General features: G+C 69.7%; 14 protein-coding genes and 1 riboswitch. Of the genes, 7 read left to right on the top strand and 7 right to left on the bottom strand.

The annotated features are described in order from the left end of the window. Positions 1-108 precede the first annotated feature (108 nt). The 6 genes from RY94_RS04880 to RY94_RS04855 all read left to right on the top strand — a co-directional run bounded on the left by RY94_RS04880 (position 109) and on the right by RY94_RS04855 (position 6946). Positions 109-1662, top strand: a complete 1554-nt coding sequence (locus tag RY94_RS04880) for a sugar ABC transporter ATP-binding protein (protein ID WP_052273959.1) — start codon at positions 109-111, stop codon at positions 1660-1662. Next, on the top strand, positions 1659-2705 hold the full coding sequence (locus tag RY94_RS04875) for an ABC transporter permease (RefSeq protein WP_043442319.1): 1047 nt from the start codon (positions 1659-1661) through the stop codon (positions 2703-2705). The genes RY94_RS04880 and RY94_RS04875 overlap by 4 nt, the downstream gene beginning before the upstream one ends. Before the next feature lie 88 nt (positions 2706-2793). Next, positions 2794-3888: an ABC transporter permease gene (locus RY94_RS04870; RefSeq protein ID WP_082046153.1), complete on the top strand. Its 1095-nt coding sequence runs from the start codon at positions 2794-2796 to the stop codon at positions 3886-3888. Positions 3889-3949: 61 nt separating this feature from the next. Next, complete coding sequence (rhaS, locus tag RY94_RS04865) at positions 3950-5014, top strand: rhamnose ABC transporter substrate-binding protein (RefSeq protein ID WP_052273958.1); 1065 nt, start codon at positions 3950-3952, stop codon at positions 5012-5014. A 77-nt stretch (positions 5015-5091) separates the two neighbouring features. Continuing rightward, positions 5092-6561 carry an L-fucose/L-arabinose isomerase family protein gene (locus tag RY94_RS04860; RefSeq protein ID WP_043442316.1) on the top strand — a complete coding sequence of 490 codons (1470 nt, stop codon included), beginning with the start codon at positions 5092-5094 and terminating at the stop codon, positions 6559-6561. 58 nt (positions 6562-6619) lie between these two features. Continuing rightward, positions 6620-6946 carry an L-rhamnose mutarotase gene (locus tag RY94_RS04855; RefSeq protein ID WP_043442312.1) on the top strand — a complete coding sequence of 109 codons (327 nt, stop codon included), beginning with the start codon at positions 6620-6622 and terminating at the stop codon, positions 6944-6946. A 91-nt stretch (positions 6947-7037) separates the two neighbouring features. Here RY94_RS04855 and RY94_RS04850 read toward each other — a convergent pair whose 3' ends face one another. The 7 genes from RY94_RS04850 to RY94_RS04820 form a co-directional block, all read right to left on the bottom strand. Then, positions 7038-8426: an NtaA/DmoA family FMN-dependent monooxygenase gene (locus RY94_RS04850; RefSeq protein WP_052273957.1), complete on the bottom strand. Its 1389-nt coding sequence runs from the start codon at positions 8424-8426 to the stop codon at positions 7038-7040. Further along, entirely contained in the window at positions 8426-9724 is a 1299-nt protein-coding gene (locus RY94_RS04845) for an acyl-CoA dehydrogenase (RefSeq protein WP_043442310.1), read from the bottom strand. Before RY94_RS04845 ends, RY94_RS04850 begins: the two co-directional genes overlap by 1 nt. Positions 9725-9735: 11 nt before the next feature. Then, positions 9736-11487: a dipeptide ABC transporter ATP-binding protein gene (locus tag RY94_RS04840; RefSeq protein ID WP_442853435.1), complete on the bottom strand. Its 1752-nt coding sequence runs from the start codon at positions 11485-11487 to the stop codon at positions 9736-9738. Between the two features lie 11 nt (positions 11488-11498). Next, entirely contained in the window at positions 11499-12419 is a 921-nt protein-coding gene (locus RY94_RS04835; protein ID WP_231554418.1) for an ABC transporter permease, read from the bottom strand. Positions 12420-12446: 27 nt separating this feature from the next. Further along, entirely contained in the window at positions 12447-13406 is a 960-nt protein-coding gene (locus RY94_RS04830; protein ID WP_043442307.1) for an ABC transporter permease, read from the bottom strand. Between the two features lie 5 nt (positions 13407-13411). Next, positions 13412-15061, bottom strand: a complete 1650-nt coding sequence (locus tag RY94_RS04825) for an ABC transporter substrate-binding protein (RefSeq protein WP_043442305.1) — start codon at positions 15059-15061, stop codon at positions 13412-13414. Between the two features lie 93 nt (positions 15062-15154). Beyond that, a riboswitch (SAM riboswitch) is annotated at positions 15155-15244 on the bottom strand. Between the two features lie 173 nt (positions 15245-15417). Beyond that, positions 15418-16161: a CPBP family intramembrane glutamic endopeptidase gene (locus RY94_RS04820; RefSeq protein ID WP_043442303.1), complete on the bottom strand. Its 744-nt coding sequence runs from the start codon at positions 16159-16161 to the stop codon at positions 15418-15420. Positions 16162-16273: 112 nt separating this feature from the next. Between RY94_RS04820 and RY94_RS04815 the strand changes: the two genes are divergently transcribed. Further along, on the top strand, positions 16274-17734 hold the full coding sequence (locus tag RY94_RS04815; RefSeq protein ID WP_043442301.1) for an MGDG synthase family glycosyltransferase: 1461 nt from the start codon (positions 16274-16276) through the stop codon (positions 17732-17734). Positions 17735-17756 lie beyond the last annotated feature (22 nt).

The raw sequence follows: 17756 nt of genomic DNA, 5'->3' as shown, positions 1-17756 counted from the left end.
TCAGCCGGGGTCACAGTCCGATCTCGGCCTGTTGACGGTCCCGGAGGTCGCGCCTACTATTCGAGGACATCGAATCTGAAACGATTCATTTCTTCCTGAGGAGTTGCAGTGACGCACCCTGATGGCCGTGGCAGTGAGGCCGCGGACCCGTCCGCACCGGGGCGGGCTCCCGTGCTGGCGCTCCGCGGCGCGCTGAAGACCTTCGGCCCGGTCGTCGCGCTCGCCGACGGCACCATCGACCTGGCGGCGGGCGAGATCCACGCGCTGGTCGGCGAGAACGGCGCGGGGAAGTCGACGCTCGTGAAGATCCTCGCGGGGGTGCACCACCCGGATGCCGGGGAGTTCCTCGTCGGGGGGCAGGACGTCAGCTTCCGCAACGTCGCCGACAGCAAGGCCGCGGGGATCTCCGTCATCTACCAGGAGCCCACGCTCTTCCCCGATCTCACGGTCGCGGAGAACATCTTCATCGGGCGCCAGCCCAGGGGCCGCTTCGGCCTCATCAGCCGCGTCGAGATGCGGCGCCGCGCCCGGGAGCTCTTCGACCAGCTCGGCGTCCCGATCGACCCCGACCGCGTGGCCGAGGGACTGTCCATCGCCGACCAGCAGATCATCGAGATCGCCAAGGCCATCTCCCTCGACGCCCGCATCCTCGTCATGGACGAGCCCACGGCGGCGCTCAGCGGCGTCGAGGTGGACCGCCTGTTCGCCGTCGCCCGCCGCCTGCGCGACGCCGGCAGCGGCATCCTGTTCATCTCCCACCGCTTCGACGAGGTCTTCGGCCTGTGCGACCGCATCACGGTCATGCGGGACGGCGCCTACATCGCGACCCACGAGACGCGGGCGACGTCCGTCGAGGCGATCGTCCGGGAGATGGTGGGACGCGACATCGACGCACTGTTCCCGAAGACGGAGACGGAGGCGGGCGACGTCGTCCTGACGGTCGAGGGGCTGACCCGGCCGGGCGTCTTCCACGACATCGACTTCGAGGTGCGGGCGGGCGAGATCGTCGCACTGTCCGGGCTGGTGGGGGCCGGGCGCACCGAGGTGGCCCGTGCCGTGTTCGGGATCGACCGCTACGAGTCGGGGACCGTCCGGATGTCCGGCACGCCGCTGCGCCGCAAGGACCCGCGTGCCGCGATCGACGCCGGGATCGGCTTCGTCCCGGAGGACCGCCGGAAACAGGGGCTCGTCATGGACCTGTCGGTCGAACGCAACACGGCACTGACACTCCGTCACTCCCTCGCGCGGTTCGGCATCATCAGGGCGAGCGCGGAGCGGGAGGCCGCCGAGACCTGGGGCAAGCGGCTGCAGGTGAAGGCGGGATCTCCCGAGCACGCCGTCTCCACCCTGTCCGGCGGCAACCAGCAGAAGGTCGTCCTCGCGAAGTGGCTCGCCACGGACCCGAAGCTCCTGATCATCGACGAGCCGACGCGCGGCATCGACGTCGGCACGAAGGCCGAGGTGCACCGCCTGATCTCGGAACTGGCGGGGCGGGGCATCGCGATCCTCATGATCTCCTCCGAACTGCCCGAGGTGCTGGGCATGGCCGACCGCGTGCTGGTCATGCGGGAGGGTCGGATCACCGGCCGCCTCGACCGCGCGGAGGCTACCGCCGAGACCGTCATGCATGCCGCCACAGCATCTCTGGAGTCCACGCGATGAGCCTCGACGGCACGGTAGGTGCGCCGGTACACCCGGCCCCCGGCCACGAGAGGACCTCGGTCCTCGCCTCGCTCCTGAAGCTCCGCGAACTCCCGGTGATCCTGGCCCTCGTGCTGCTCGTCGCCGTTACCGCGGCCCTGAACCCGCTGTTCCTCAGCGAGCAGGGCATCAAGGACCTGCTGCTGAACGCGACCATCCTGATGATCCTGGCCGTCGGTCAGACCCTCGTGATCATCACGCGGAACATCGACCTGTCCGTCGGATCCATCCTCGGGCTCGTCGCCTTCGGGACCGGCAGCATGTTCGCCGCCGCGCCCGATGTGCCGATCGTCGTGGTCTTCGTCCTCGGGATGCTCCTCGGCGCGGCACTCGGGGCATTCAACGGCCTCCTCATCACCATCGCGAAGGTCCCGGCCCTCGTCATCACCCTCGGCACGCTCTACATCTTCCGGGGCATCAACAACGCCTGGGCCGGCGGTACCCAGTACTTCGCCGGCGACCGGCCCCAGGCGTTCGGGGACCTGTCCGTGGACACCTTCCTCGGGTTCCCCCTGATCACGCTCATCGCGGTGGGCGTCGTCGCGGTCGTCGCGGTCTACATGTTCGGCACCCGGCAGGGACGCGATCTGTACGCCATCGGATCCGACCCCGACGCCGCCCGGCTGTTCGGCATCCCGGTGACGCGGCGCGTCCTGCTCGCCTTCGTGGTCAACGGGCTGCTGGCCGGACTGGCCGGCGTCCTGTACGCGAGCCGCTTCAACTCGGTGGGCGCGACGACGGGAGCGGGCCTCGAACTCGACGTCGTCGCCGCCGCGGTGGTGGGCGGCGTCGCGATCTTCGGTGGCAGCGGCACCGTGCTCGGCGCCGCGATCGGCGCGCTCCTGCTGACCACCATCACCAGCGCCCTGACGGCACTGCGCGTGGACAAGTTCTGGCAGCAGGCCATCGTCGGCGTCCTGATCCTCGCCGCCGTCGTCATCGACCGCATCGCCAGTGTCCGATCCGCCCGCAAGCTCAGGATCGCGGAGGCCCGCAATGTCTGACCGCCTCGACGCCCAGCCCGGTCCGCAGCACGCCACCCCGCCCGAAGGGCACCAGCCGGAGAACGGCACCCCAGCGAAAGGCAGGCGCATGTCCGCCCCAGGCACCAGGACCCCCGAGGAGAAGCGCCCCCGGCCGGCCCGCCCGGCGGGGCGGAAGGCGGACACCACGAAGGTGCTCGCCATCCCGAAGGGGCGCACGGGCGCCGCGAGGATCCTCCTCGGGCGCGACGCCGTCATGATCTACGTGCTCATCGTCGTCGTGCTCTACGCGAGCCTCACCATCCCGCGGTTCGCGTCGCCCGTCACCGTGGGGTTCCTGCTCCTCGACGTCATCCCGACCCTGCTCATCGCGCTGCCGATGACGCTGGTGATCATCTCGGGGGAGATCGACCTCTCGGTCGCGAGCATCGCCGGGCTGACCAGCGCACTCATGGGCGTCCTGTGGCAGGGCGGCATGCCGATCGCGCTCGTCCTCGTGCTGTGCCTGCTGGCGGGACTCGTCGCCGGCGCGTTCAACGGCGTGCTCATCGCCTATCTCGGGCTGCCGTCCCTGGCGGTCACCATCGGCACACTGGCGCTCTTCCGCGGCCTCGCGCTCGTGGTGATCGGCGACAACGCGGTGGCGAACTTCCCGCCCGGGCTCACCTCCTTCTTCACCTCGAAGATCGGCGGCACCGGCATCCCCACGGTCATGATCGGCGTGGTGGTCCTCGTCATCGCGTTCGCCGTCGTCCTGCACTTCACGCCCTTCGGCCGGGGCCTTTTCGCCCTCGGGTACAGCAGGGAGGCCGCGACGTTCGTGGGTATCGACGTCGCCCGGTCCAAGTTCCTGCTGTACCTGGCCACCGGCACGGTGTCCGCGCTCGCCGGCATCTACTGGACGCTCCGGTACTCCAGCGCCCGGAGCGACAACGCGAGCGGCCTGGAACTCGCGGTGATCGCGGCGGTGCTGCTCGGCGGGGTCTCGATCTTCGGCGGCAGGGGCTCCATCCCCGGGGTCCTGGCGGGGGTGCTGCTGATCGGCACCATCAACTACGCGCTCAAGCTGGACCGCGTCTCGGAGGTGGTCCTCATCATCGTCACGGGCTCCCTGCTCATCATCTCGGTGGTGGCGCCGAACATCGCGTCCGCCATCCGTGAGGCCCGCCACGCCAGGCGTGTCCGCACCGCACCACTTCCCTAGGCCGTCCCCCTGGGGTTGCACCCGGCGACTGGTTCCCAGCGCACATCGAAAGGAAGAAACAATGAGGTTCATCCATTCCGGATCCACCCGACGGCGGATGGCCGTCGCGGCCCTCGCGACGAGCGCCGCGCTCGTCCTCAGTGCCTGCGGCGGCGGCGACACCGGCTCCGACGGCGGCGGCGAGGGCGGCAGCGGGTCGGACGGCGAGCAGACCATCACCTTCATCCCCAAGCAGCTCAACAACCCCTACACCGACGTGGTGCTGGGCGGCGGTGAGGACGGCGCCTCGGAGGCCGGCTTCGCGTCCGCCGAGGTGGTCGGGCCGCTGGACGCCAGCGCGTCGAGCCAGGTGTCCTTCATCAACGCCGAGACGCAGCGCGGTACCAACGTGATCGTGATCGCCGCCAATGACCCCGACGCCGTCGGGCCCGCCCTCGAGGAGGCCCGCACGGCCGGCGCGAAGATCGTGGCGTTCGACTCCGACACCAACCCCGACTACCGCGACCTCTTCGTCAGCCAGGTGGACGCCAAGGAGGTGGCGCTGATCCAGCTCGAGCTCATCTCCGAGCAGATCGGCGGCGCGGGCGAGATCGCCATCCTCTCCGCCACCGCGAACGCCACGAACCAGAACGAGTGGATCAAGTTCATGGAGGAGGAGCTGGCGTCCAACCCCGACTACGCGGAGATCGAACTCGTGGCCAAGGTCTACGGCGACGACGACGACACGAAGTCCTTCCAGGAGGCGCAGGGGCTCCTGCAGGCCTACCCGGACCTGAAGGGCATCATCTCGCCCACCACGGTCGGCATCGCCGCGACCGCCCGGTACCTCTCCACCTCCGAGTACAAGGGCGAGGTCGCGCTGACCGGGCTCGGCCTGCCGAACGAGATGCGGCCGTTCGTGAAGGACGGCACCGTCACCGAGTTCGCGCTCTGGGATCCGGCGCAGCTCGGCTACGTCGCGGCCTTCGCGGGCAAGGCACTCGCCGACGGCGACATCACCGGGGAGGTCGGCGACACCTTCGAGGCCGGTGAACTCGGCGAGCGCGAGGTGGCCGACGGCGGGATCGTGCTCGTCGGCCCGCCCACGCAGTTCAACGCGGACAACATCGACGACTACGACTTCTAGCCGCCGAGCAGGGCGGGGCGTCCTCCTCGGATGCCCCGCCCTTCCCACGGGATTCCTACCCCCACCGAGGAGCACCCATGACCACCGATTCCGCGGCCGCCCCCGGCACGCCCCTGGCCCTCCCGGCCCGGCTCGAGCCGATCCGTCGCCGTCCCACGCGCCTCGGGCTCGTCTCCGGCGGCCTCGGGGCGTACTGGCCGCAGTTCCCCGACCTCCTGCCGCAGCTCCGGGAATCGGTGCGGTACGTCACCTCCCGCTTCGAGGCGCTCGACGCCGACGTGACCGACGTCGGCTTCGTGTCCGACGCGCGGGAAGCCGCGGCCGCCGCCGAGGAGCTCCGGCGCGCCGACTGCGACCTGATCGTCATCTTCCTCACCACGTACCTGACGTCCTCCATGGTGCTGCCGATCGCGCAGCGCTCGCAGACCCCGGTCCTCGTGATCGACCTGCAGCCCACGGAGGCCATGGACCACGCGAACTTCGACACCGGGAAGTGGCTCGCCTACTGCGGGCAGTGCCCCGTCCCCGAGGTCGCGAACGTCTTCCGGCGTGCCGGCATCCCCTTCCGCTCGGTGTCCGGGCACCTGAAGCAGGAGTCCGCGTGGCAGCGGATCGACCGGTGGGTCCACGCGGCGGGCGTGCGCGGCCGGCTCCGGCACGCGCGCCACGGCCTGATGGGCCACGTGTATCCGGGCATGCTGGACGTCTCCACGGATCTCACCACGGTCTCGACGACGTTCGGCTCCCATGTGGAGGTGGTCGAGTTCGACGACCTCCGCGAGTTCGTGGGCGAGGTGACGGCTGCCCAGGTCCGGGAGCGCGTGGACCTCGCGCGCAGCCTGTTCACCGTGGACGGATCCGTGGACGAGGACGACTTCGCGTGGGGTGCGAAGGTCTCGGTGGGCCTCGACCGCCTCGTCACCGAGTTCGACCTCGACTCGCTCGCCTACTACCACCGGGGTCTCGCGGGGGAGCAGCACGAACGCCTGGGGGCGGGCATGATCCTCGGCGCCTCCCTCCTCACGGCCCGCGGCGTGCCCATGGCGGGGGAGTACGAGCTGCGGACCTCGATCGCGATGCTCGCGTCGCAGGCCATGGGCGCCGGCGGATCCTTCACGGAGATCCAGGCGCTGAACTTCTTCGACGACGTGGTGGAGATGGGGCACGACGGCCCGGCGCACCTCGCGGTCAGCGCCGCCCAGCCGCTGCTGCGCGGGCTCGGCGTCTATCACGGCAAGCGGGGATGGGGCGTCTCGGTGGAGTTCGACGTCCGGCAGGGCCCGGTGACGACCTTCGGCATCGGGCAGGATCCGGACGGCTCCTACGCCTTCGTCACCTCCGAGGGCACCGTGGTCCCCGGCCCCCTGCTCGCGATCGGGAACACGACGTCGCGCGTGGACTTCGGGGCCGACCCCGGGCTCTGGGTGGACGAGTGGAGCCGGACCGGGGTCGGCCACCACTGGGCGCTGTGCGTGGGGCACCGCGCCGCCGACGTGCAGGCCGCGGCGTCACTGCTCGGCGTCGAGCACCGCCACGTCGCGCTCTGATCCCTGTCCGCACGACGACCTACACACCGACGAACCACACGACGACGAACGGAGACCCATGGAACGCGTCTGCTTCCAGCTGCAGGTCCGGCCCGAGCGCATCCCCGAGTACCGGCAGCGCCATGCGGCGATCTGGCCGGACATGGCCCGGGCGCTGAAGGACAGCGGGTGGGACAACTACTCCCTGTTCCTGCGCCCGGACGGCCTGCTGGTCGGGTACGTGGAGTGCGAGGACTTCGCCGCGTCGCAGGCCGCCATGGCGGCGACGGAGGTCAACGCCCGCTGGCAGGCGGAGATGGGCCCGTTCTTCGTGGCGCTCGAGGGACGCCCGGATGAGGGCTTCCTCCGGCTCGAGGAGGTCTTCCACCTGGAGGACCAGCTGTAGGCCCACGGGTGCCGGGCCAGGGCGCCCGCCGCTGTACGACCGACGCTCCCTGCCCGGCGTCCGTGGCGCTCGCCGTCGGTCTGGTCCCGGGTCAGGGGACAGACACGTGGTCGAAGGATCCGCGGTATGCGGTGGCGGGGTGGCGTGCAGGCAGCTGCGGTCCTTCGCCGAAGAGTTTCTCCCGCAGCGTGCCGGGCCGGTAGTCACTCTGGGCGAGTCCGCGGCGCCGCAGTTCGGGCAGGACGCCGTCGATGAAGTCCTGGTACGAGCCGGGAATGATCTGGTTGATGATGTTGATCCCGTCGATTCCGGCGTCCTGCCAGGACTCGAGCTGATCGACGATCTGCTCGGGCGTGCCCGCGATCTGCTGGTTGTAGGCGCGGTACCGGGCCACATCGGCGATGGTCGGGTTGCCTCCCGGTACCGAGGCGAACAGCGCTTCGAGGACCCCACGGGCGCCGTCCGTGCGGACGTCGCCGAGCGTGGTGTCGAGGGGGAGTCCACCGAGGTCCACGCCGATGCCCCCACCGATGTGCGCGACGATCATGTCGAGGTCCAGGTATTCGTCGTAGTCGGCCTGCTTGGCCTTCACCTCGGCGTCCGTGGAGCCGACGACGAAGGACAGGCCCGCGAAGAACTTGATGTCCTCGTCCCTCCGCCCCAGTCGACGGGCGAGGGCCCGGACGGACGCCGTCGTCTTCCGCGCATATCCGACGTCGGGCGCGAAGAGGAAGGCCGCTTCTGCGTTCGCGGCGGCGAAGTGCTGCCCGCGGCCGGATGAGCCGGCCTGGAACAGCAGCGGCGTGCGCTGGGGTGACGGCGCGACGAGGTGGGGCCCTTCGACGGAGTAGCGGGCCCCCTCGTGGTTGATCTTGTGCACCTTCGAGGCGTCGGCATGGCGTCCTGTGGTCTTGTCCTGCAGCAGTGCGCCGTCGTCCCAGGACCCTTCCCAGAGCTTGTAGCAGACCTCGAGGTACTCGTCGGCCCAGTCGTAGCGGCTGTCGTGTTCGACGAGCCCGTCGTTGCCGAAGTTCCGGAAGGAATTCTCGAGCACGCTGGTGACGATGTTCCAGGCGACACGGCCGTTGCTGAGGTGGTCGAGGGTGGAGAGCTGGCGGGCGAACTGGAACGGGTGGGCCTGGACGACGGAACTGGTCAGGGCGAGGCCGAGGTGTTCGGTGGTCGCCGCGAGCGCTGATTGCAGGACCAGGGGGTCGTTGGAGGGGACCTGGAGTCCGCGGTCGACGTGGGATGACCATCCTCCGCCGTGGTTGCCGTACAGCCCGACGACGTCGGCGAGGAAGAGTGCGTCGAACTTGGCGTCCTCGAGGGTGCGGGCGAGATCGGTCCAGAGTTTCAGGTCGTTGAAGCGGTGCTGCCGGGCGTCCGGGTGACGCCATTGACCGCCGAGGATGTGGCTGGTGGTGTTCATGGCGAAGGCGCTCAGGAGCAGCCGAGGGCGCTGGGTGAAGACGGACATCAGGGGGTACCTCCGGTGGTGGGTGGGTGCGGGATGGTGGCTTCGCCGATGCTGTTCAGGCCGGTGGGGATGGTGCCGTTGAGGTAGTGGTCCCCGACGGAGCGTGCCTTGAAGAGTGCGGGGTTGTGGGTGGCGACGGTCCGTGCGTTGCGCCAGTGGCGGTCGAGCGCCTTGCCGGTGCTGACCGATGATGCGCCGGTGACGTCGAACAGTTCACTGGTCGCCGCGAGCACGAGCGGCGGGACCGAGACGTGGGCCTGCTGGACGGCGAGTTCGGCGCGGAGGAACGCCTCCTCGGGTGAGAGCGCGAGATCCGGATCGACGGCGGCGTCGAGGTCGCGGGCCGCCGCAGCCACGATCGCCTCGGCGGCGAAGGACTTCGAGGCCAGGTGTCCTACGTGTTCCTGGATCTGCGGGTCGTCCCGGAAGAGACCGCCGGATCCGGTGTTGAAGGTGCGGGTGCGGGCGCGGACGAGGTCCCTCACGTCGCGGAGGGCTGCGCGTCCGATGCCCGCCAGGACAGCGAGGAGGAAGAGCTGGAAGAACGCCGGCTCGAGCGTGCCCGTCACCGTCCTCTGCAGGATGTCCCCGGCGTCCACCGGGACCCCGGCGAAGTGCGCCGTCCCGGTGCCGGTGAGGGGCTGTCCGAAACCGTCCCAGTCGTCCACGATGGTGACGCGCGCGTCGTCGGCCCTCACGAGTGCATACTGGCGTCCCTCGACGCCCTGCGTGCTCGCCATGACCACGACCCAGTCGGCGAAGATGCTGCCGGTGGTGTAGTACTTCTCGCCGGTGAGCAACCACCGGCCGTCCTCGTGCCGCAGGGTGGTCCGCGTGGTCCCGAGCGCGTTCCCTCCCCGCTCCGTGGCCGCGTTGCCGAAGATCTGCCCGTCCGCGATCCGCGGGAACCAGCGGTCCTGGAAGGCGGAGGGCTGCAGGGCGGCGGTCTCGACGAAGGAGAAGTGGGAGCGGAGCAGGTGGGCGACATTCGAGTCGGCCTCGGCCAGTTCGATCAGCAACCGGAACAGGTGCTCGTGGTTCACGGGGTCTCCCCCGTGACGGGTGGGCACGCGAAGCGTCGTGAAGCCGGCGTCCTTCAGCCACCCCACCTGTTCGAAGGGCAGGATGCGGTGCGCCTCCCGGTCGAGGGACCCCTCGGCGATGCGCTGGAAGACCGGTCGGAAACGCGCAGCGAGCTCCGCGTACCGTGCTTCCCCGGACATCCGAGGTGTTCCATCCCCGGGGAGGGTCGGGGCGTCGGTCGTGATCCGGGACGACGTGCTGGCGGGAGCGGTCATGGCATTGGTCCTTACTGGGTCGACAGGGCGGAGAGGTCGGAGCGGGGCGTCCGAGCGGCGCGCATGGCTTCGCTGCGGGATTCGGAGAGCGCGCGCAGGCGATGTCCGGGATTGGAGGCGAGCAGTGCCCTGGTGTACTCCGAGGCGGGGTTGCCGAAGACCTCTGCCGTGGGGCCGGTCTCCACGAGGTGTCCCCGCCGCATGACACCGACCGTGGTCGAGATCCGTTCGACGACGTGGAGGTCGTGCGAGATGAAGAGGTAGGTCAGCCCGAGGTCCTGTTGCAGGTCCGCCAGGAGCGTGAGGATCTGCGCCTGGGTCAGCACGTCGAGTGCGGAGAGCGCCTCGTCGAGCACCAGGGTCCGGGCACCCAGAGCCAGGGCGCGGGCGATCGCCACCCGTTGGCGCTGGCCGCCCGAGAGCTCGAGCGGGCGCTTGCCCGCGAGCCCGGGCGGGAGATCGACCTGCTCGAGGAGCTCGGCGACGCGTGTGGAGCGCTCGGTGCGGGTGCCGAGGCGGTAGTTGAGCAGTGGCTCGCCCACGATGTCCCTGACCGGCAGGCGGGGATCGAGGGCCGAGTCGGGGTTCTGGTAGACGAGTTGGAGGCTCTGCCACAGCTCCCGTTTCTCCTGGCGGGAGGCGGCGGTGACGTCGTCGCCGTGGATGAGGATGTGCCCGGACGTGGGATCGAGCAGGCGCAGGATCATGCGGGCGGTCGTCGATTTGCCCGACCCCGATTCGCCGACGAGGGAGAAGGTGGTGCCCTGCTCGATGCTGAAGGACACGCCGTCGACGGCCCGGTGCTGCCCGCGTTTCCCCCGGAAGTCCTTCGTCAGGCCCCGGACCTCGATGGCCGGCGCGTTCCGGGCCTCCGGCCTCGGATGCGTGCCGGCTTCCGCCGGGCGGCGGCGGGGGGATGCCTCATCGAGCAGGCGTGCCGTGTACTCCTCCTCGGGGGTGGCGAGGATGTCCGCCACGGGGCGGTCCTCGATGATGCGGCCCTTCTGCATGACGACGACGCGCGCGGCATGGTCCGTCGCCACCGCGAGGTCGTGGGTCACGAAGAGCACTGCGGTGCCGAACTCCCGCGCGAGGCGTTCGAAGACCTCGAGGATCCTCGCCTGCACGGTGACGTCCAGTGCTGACGTCGGCTCGTCCGCGATGAGCAGTTCGGGCCGGAGGCTGAACGCGATGGCGATGAGCACGCGCTGCTTGAGGCCGCCGGAGAGTTCATGCGGGTACTGCCCGAGCCGTTCCTCGGCGCGGTCGATGCCCACGAGGTCGAGCAGGCGGAGGACGTCGTCCCGCACCGATCCGCGTGAGCGCCGCGGGCCGGTCCGGTGCAGGCGGAAGACCTCGGCCAGCTGCGAACCGATGGTCCTGACCGGGTCGAGGGACGCTCCAGGATCCTGGGGGACCAGCCCGATCCGTCGGCCGCGGATCCTCTCGAGGTCCTTCTCCCTCGCGCCGGTCAGCTCGGTGTCGCCGAGGACGATGGTGCCGGCCGTCCGGTGCGCCGCCGCCGGGAGCAGCCCGATGATCGACTTCGCGAGCGTGGACTTGCCCGATCCAGATTCGCCGACCAGGGCGACGATCTCACCCCGACCGACGGTCAGGTCGACAGTGTCGACGGCAGGGGTGGCCGTGCCGTGGTGGCGGTACTCGACCCGCAGTCCCCGGACGTGGAGCAGCGGTTCGGCAGGGCTGTGGGGCATCCGGGTCCGGGGGGAGTCGGGGTGGGCGCGTGGTTCTGCGGTGTTCACGGTTCTCCTGGCTAGATTCGGAAGGTCTTGAGCAGCTGGCGGCCCAGTGCGGCCAGCAGGATGACGGTGACCACGATGACGACGCCCGGCAACGAGGTCAGCCACCAGGCGCTGCCCAGGTACTGCCGTCCTTCGGCGATCAGCAGTCCCCACTCCGGCGTGGGTGGTGGGGCACCGAAGCCGAGGAATCCCAGACCGGAGATGGCGAGGATGGCGGCCCCGAGGTCCACGGCGAGCAGCGCGAGGACGGGGCCGGCGGCGTTGGGCAGGATGTGGCGTACGACGACGGACCGGTAGGTCCCGCCGTTGAGGAAGGAGGCTTCCACGAAGTCGAGGTTCCGGACGCGCAGCACCTCGGAGCGTACGACGCGGGCGAAGGACGCGATGGACGCGATGCCGACGCCTATCCCGAGCGATACGGGTCCGGGTGCGAACGCGGTGACGATGACCAGGGAGATCAGGAACCCGGGAACGGCGAGCAGCACATCGACGAGGCGCATGGCCGTGGCGTCCGCCGCCCGTCCCGCCGTGGCGGCGACCAGCCCGATGATCGTCCCCACGACCAGTCCGATGAGGACGGCGAGGCCCGCGGTGAGGAGGGTCTGCCGTGTCCCGAACACCACCCTGGAGAAGACGTCCCGGCCCAGGTGGTCCGTCCCGAAGAGGTGGGCGGCGTTCGGTGCCTGGAAGTTGTCGCTGGGTACGCCGTCGAGGGGCGAGTACGCGGTGAACCAGTCCGGCACCAGGGCCCAGGCCAGGATCACGGTCAGCGGGAGCGCCGTCACCCACAGGGCCGGGTTGCGGGCGGGACCCCGGGGGCGCCTCGACGGGCCACGTGCGGGCGCCGGCTGCACCGGTGCTCCAGGACCGGCGACGGCTGCCGGTCCCGCATCGACAGCGGTCAGGGACAGGGGCGGATCATTGCGTGCCAAGGAGATACCTCGATCGGATGGTGGGCATCAGGCGGCCAGGGCCCGCGGGGCCCCTTGCCCGTTGCTCTTGAGGATGCGCGGGTCCAGCAGGGGATACAGCAGGTCGACGATCAGGTTGACGACGACGAAGACCGTCGCCGTCAGGAGCACCAGTCCCTGCACCAGTGGCACGTCCTGGGTCGTGACGGCCTGGAGGACCACCGAGCCAAGCCCCGAGCGTGCGAACACGGTCTCGGTGATGACGGACCCTGCGAACAGTGTTCCCACCGTGATCCCGGTGATCGTCAGGGCCGGTCCTGCCGCGTTCTTGAGCGCATGGCGGAAGAAGATCCAGGACCGTGAGGCGCCCTTCGCGCGGAGGACGTCGATGAAGGGCTGCTCGTAGACGTGGTTCATGCTCTTGAGCAGCACCTGCGCGACGGGAGCCGAGACGATGATCGCCAGGACCAGCACGGGCACTGCGAGGGACAGGAACGAGCCATCAGGGAACAGCGACATGACGCCCCAGCGGATCGAGAGCAGTTCCAGCAGCACCAGCCCGAGCCAGAACACGGGGATCGCCGAGAACAGGGGAGGCAGGTTCACCAGCACCCGACGGACGGCGTCCCGACGGGTGAGGGTCGCGGCGGCGACGAGGAGGACGGCGATCACCACGGCGATGACGAACGCCGAGCCCGCCAGGGCGACGGTCGATCCGGCGACCCCGCTGATCCGGTCACTGACCGACTGGCCGGACGCCAGCGAGTAGCCGAAGTCTCCGGAGAACAGCCCTGCCAGCTGGTGCAGGTACTGCACCATCAGCGGCTGGTCGTAGCCGTACTGACTCTTCATGGTGTCGATCGCCGCCTGGTCCACCGCTGAATCGACGGTCAGGAAGATCGTCACGGGGTCACTGGGCAGGAGCTGCACCGCGAGGAAGACGAGGGTGTAGGCGAGCCACACCACGAGGAGTGCCTGGCCGACCCGCTGGGCGAGGTAGCGTGCCACAGGTCCTATCCGCCCGTCTTCCACGCGCCCTGGAAGACGGGAGCCGTGCCGGAGGTGAACTCCACGTGCGTGTCGCTGTGGGCGCCGTACACCTGGACCTCGTCCCACAGCACCAGCGAGTAGGCCTTGTCGACGACCAAAGCCCGCTGTTCCTGGGCGAGCAGGTCATCACGCTCCGGGCCCGGGGCCGCCGCGCGTTCCGCCGCGAAGATGACGTTGAGGTCCTCGTCGCTGGTGTGCGTCATGGTGTTGTCGGCCGGTTCGAAGATCGGGCCGAGGCCGCCGTAGATGAACTGGCGGGTACCGAAGAACTCGACGTCGGGATCGGGCATGGCCGTGGCCAGGAACGTGTTGTCACCGGCCCGGTTGTCGAGTTTGACGCCGATCTCCCGCCACTGCTGTTCGATGAGTTCGAAGGCGGGTCTGATGACCACGGAGTTGTTCGAACTCGTGACGGTGACCTCGAGCTTCACCCCGTCCTTCTCCCGGATGCCGTCCGTGCCGACGTCCCATCCGGCTTCGTCGAGGAGCGCCCTGGCTTCGTCGGGCCGGTACTCGAGCTCCTCGGACAGGTCGACGAAGCCCGGGGCCTGATGATTCAGCACCGACCCGGCGAGTTCATAGCTGTCGGACAGGACGGTGTCCTTGATGCTCTGCCGGTCGATGCCGATCTGCAGCGCCCGACGGACGTTCTCGTCGGCGAGCTTGCCACTGCCGATCCGTACTGCGGCCATGTTCACGGTGAGGTCGACACCCTCGGCGGGGAGGACCTGGTTCCCGCTGGCCGTGAGGGCCTCCTCGTCGAGGGGCTGAAGGCCTCGTACCAGGTCGACCTGCCCCGACTGCACGGCGCCGGCGCGGTGGGCGACCTCCGGCAGGTACTTGACGACCACCCTGTCGAGGTAGGCGTCCCCCTGGTTCTCCGCGGTCTCCGGAGCCCAGGCATAGTCGGCTCGCTTGGCGAGCACCACCTCCTCGTCGGGCTTCTCGGACTCGAAGGTGAAGGGACCGGAGCCGGAGATCTGCGAGATGGCGGATTGTCCCGCCGCATCGAGTTCCAGGGTGGCCGGCGAGACGAGCCCCGAGGTGACCGACGACGTCGCCCGGAGGAAATTCGCGTTGGGGGAGGACAGCGTGACCTTCACCTGGTTCTCGCCGACGACCTCGGCCGAGCTGTAGCCGGCGAAATCGACATTCGGCTGGATCTGCGCGGACTCGATCCCGAGCCCCAGGGCGTCGAGGTTCAGCTTCACCGCCTCGGCGTCCAGGGGAGAACCGTCGCTGAAGGTGACTCCCGGCCGGATCGTGAAGGTGAACTCCGTTGCAGCGGCGTTGGCGGAGAACTCGGACGCGATCCAGGGAACGAGCTCGCCCTGCTCGGCGTCGAAGTAGGTGAGACGGTCCAGGACGCTGTTGAGGACGTTGGACTTCTCGTAGAAGCGTGCCGCCTGGGTCTGCCAGTTGTTGATGGGCGTGACCTCGGCGTAGACCAGGGTCCCTCCGTCGACCGGTCCACCGGTACCGGCATCCTGCGCTGCCTGAGGGGTCGACGGGGAACTGCACGCAGTGAGCGCCAGTGCGGTGAGGCCCATCATCGCGACGACACGCAGGGATCTGCGGGCTGGAGCGGGGCTGGAAGCGGGGCGGGAAGTCATGCCGGTCCTCTCGGTCGTGATCGAGGCTTCCCCATCCGCGCACGCTGCAGGCACACCCCTCAGCGAGGGTGGCACCAACGGGGGACAAGGCTATCTCCATCGGTCCTGGCAGTAGCACCGGCCCCGACGGGGTGGTTGCTGCGGCTTCAACGAGCCAGGTCTCTCAACCGCTCTGGATGGTGGTTCTGTCCTGGGGAGCGAACCCGGCGGACTATCGAATAGAACCCCAGAACGGCCGACCGATCAACACGGGCGAGTCTCAGGACGACACATTCGGGCGAGGACCCGGCGGCCGGAAGGGACCGGGCCATGGAACACGCTCGGTGGGCCCGGGCCGCGATGCGGGTCCTGCTGGACTAGACGGCGGCGAGGACGGCGAGGGTGACGAGGGCGTTGTTGGCGGCGTGGAGGAGTATCGGCGCCCAGAGGTTCCGGTGGAACCGTCGAAGGAGGGCCAGCGCGATGCCGAGGGTGAAGAGGTAGACGAACGTGAGAGGGACGAGGTGGACGGCCGCGAAGAGCGCGGCGGACAGGGTGATCGCGACTCCGGGCCGGAAGCGCCGGGTGAAACCGTCCAGGAAGGCGCCCCTGAACAGGACTTCCTCCCAGAGCGGTGTGAGGACGGCGATGATCAGGAAGCAGACGACGATCCACGGCCCGGGCAGGGCGGCGATCTCCGCGAGGGGGTCATCGGCCGTGCCGGCCGACGCCGTGTCCACCCCGAGGGAGGTCAGCGCGACGAGGACGAGGCCCTGCAGGCTGCCGCAGACGATGATGATGACCGGAATCTGCCAGAGCAGGTGGACCAGCCGGGCGGTGGGGCGTCGGAAGCCGAGATCCGCCGGGGTGAAGCGGTTCCTGCGGACGAGGTGGAGATAGAGGGCGAGCATCGCGGCCACCGTGACCGTGACGAGGAAGACCGGCAGAAGGGACGCGAGCGTGAAGTCGACGATGCCCGAGAGCCCGACGGCGACGATCGCACCGGCGGCGACGGCGATGTAGACGACCACGAACATCAAGGCCCAGGCCGCCTGGCCGAGAGTCGTGGGCGTCACCTGCCGTCCCGCGGGGTCTCGGTCGATGCTCGGACTGGCTGCCATAGGAGGATCCCCCGGTAACGATGTGACGGTGCGGTGATCCTTCACGCTATCCCCTGACGTGCTCGAAGCTCCTGCGGGAACCCGGGGTGATGCGGTCCGCTAGCCTGTCCTCATGCGCAGGACATCTGCACGACGGTCGGACACCGCTGGAGGGGAGCGCCTGCTGATCCTGTCCGCAGGGGTGGGGGCAGGGCACAACAGCGCCGCGGCGGCCGTGGAGCAGGCGTGCGCCGCGCGCGCCGACATCGCCGAAGTGCAGGTGCTCGACGTGCTGCAGGTGAGTAGCCCGCTGTACCGCGCGTTGCTGGGGAAGGGTTACTTCGTCCTGGTCGAGGGTCTGCCGTGGCTGGTGGAGTGGGGCTACGACATCAGCGACCCGCCGTTCCGGCGCCGGGGCCCGATCGACCCGTGGACACGGGCGAACGCCGTCCCGGTCATCGATGCGATCGAACGGTTCAGACCGACCGCGATCGTGTGCACGCACTTCCTGCCGGCCCAGCTGCTGGCGTCATTGCTCCTCCGCGGCGTGATCGATGCGAGGACCGCTGTCGTGACGACGGACTACGACTTCCAGGGCCTGTGGCTCACGGGCGCGTTCCACGCGCTCTTCGTGGCGAGGGAGGAGGGGAGGGTGGCGCTCACAGCGCTCGGCCTTCCCCCTGATCGCGTCGCCGCCACGGGTATCCCGATCGCCGGACAGCGCGACGGCGCGCCCGCGCGCGACGCCGACGCGCCTCCGATGCTGCTGATCTCGGCGGGCGCGACCGGCGGCGACTATGCGGTGTCGGTGGTACGGCAGACGATGCACATGCGCTCGGCATTCACGGCCACGATCGTGTGCGGACGCAACGATGCGCTGCGTCGGCGGATCGAGGACCTGGTGGCGCCCGCGGGTGACCGGTATCGCGTGCTCGGTTTCACGACGGAGATGCCGCAGCTGCTGCGTACCGCGGACCTGTTCGTGGGCAAGCCCGGCGGGCTGTCGGCGTCGGAGTGCATGGCTGCAGGGCTGCCCATGGTGCTGGTGAACCCCATCCCGGGGCAGGAGGTCCGCAACGGCGACTACCTGATGGAGCAGGGGGCGGCCGTCCGGTGCAATACCGCCGCGACGATCGGCTGGAGGATCGACGAGGTGCTGCGCGAGCCGGGTCGCCTGCAGCGGATGCAGGCGGCTGCGTGGAGCACCGGTCGCCCTGACGCCGCGGCGGACGTGCTGGCCGGCCTGCTGGACGGGCCGTCACGCCCGCTGGTCGTGACCCGCGCGGCGCAGAAGACGATTCTCGCCGCGAGCGAGCAGCGCGTCGTCGCCACCGATCTGACAGGACCGGCCTCGCTGGTCCGTCTGGTCGACTCGGCCGCCGGGAGCACGGTCGCGTTGCTGCAGGCCGGCGAGCTGGGGCACCTGCAGAAGCGGTACGCGACTGCAGACGGGGGTCTGGTGCTGCGCAGAGACCGAGCGCCCGTGGCGCTGCGGTGGGAGTCGCGGCGGTTGCTCCGTGCCATGCTGTCGGGCGACGACGCGCTGCCTGTCCGCGTCGAGGAGCTCTCGGCGTCATCTCCCGTCCTTCCCTGACGGCGGGCGGGCTGTGATGCCC

Source organism: Arthrobacter sp. L77, assembly GCF_000816565.1.
Classification (GTDB): domain Bacteria; phylum Actinomycetota; class Actinomycetes; order Actinomycetales; family Micrococcaceae; genus Arthrobacter_D; species Arthrobacter_D antioxidans.
This window is presented reverse-complemented; position numbering and strand designations above follow the sequence as displayed.

Coding starts and splice junctions, on each gene's coding strand:
- RY94_RS04875 (WP_043442319.1), top strand. CDS start 1,659: ATGAGCCTCGACGGCACGGTAGGTGCGCCGGTACACCCGGCCCCCGGC.
- RY94_RS04870 (WP_082046153.1), top strand. CDS start 2,794: ATGTCCGCCCCAGGCACCAGGACCCCCGAGGAGAAGCGCCCCCGGCCG.
- rhaS (WP_052273958.1), top strand. CDS start 3,950: ATGAGGTTCATCCATTCCGGATCCACCCGACGGCGGATGGCCGTCGCG.
- RY94_RS04860 (WP_043442316.1), top strand. CDS start 5,092: ATGACCACCGATTCCGCGGCCGCCCCCGGCACGCCCCTGGCCCTCCCG.
- RY94_RS04855 (WP_043442312.1), top strand. CDS start 6,620: ATGGAACGCGTCTGCTTCCAGCTGCAGGTCCGGCCCGAGCGCATCCCC.
- RY94_RS04850 (WP_052273957.1), bottom strand. CDS start 8,426: ATGTCCGTCTTCACCCAGCGCCCTCGGCTGCTCCTGAGCGCCTTCGCC.
- RY94_RS04845 (WP_043442310.1), bottom strand. CDS start 9,724: ATGACCGCTCCCGCCAGCACGTCGTCCCGGATCACGACCGACGCCCCG.
- RY94_RS04825 (WP_043442305.1), bottom strand. CDS start 15,061: ATGACTTCCCGCCCCGCTTCCAGCCCCGCTCCAGCCCGCAGATCCCTG.
- RY94_RS04820 (WP_043442303.1), bottom strand. CDS start 16,161: ATGGCAGCCAGTCCGAGCATCGACCGAGACCCCGCGGGACGGCAGGTG.
- RY94_RS04815 (WP_043442301.1), top strand. CDS start 16,274: ATGCGCAGGACATCTGCACGACGGTCGGACACCGCTGGAGGGGAGCGC.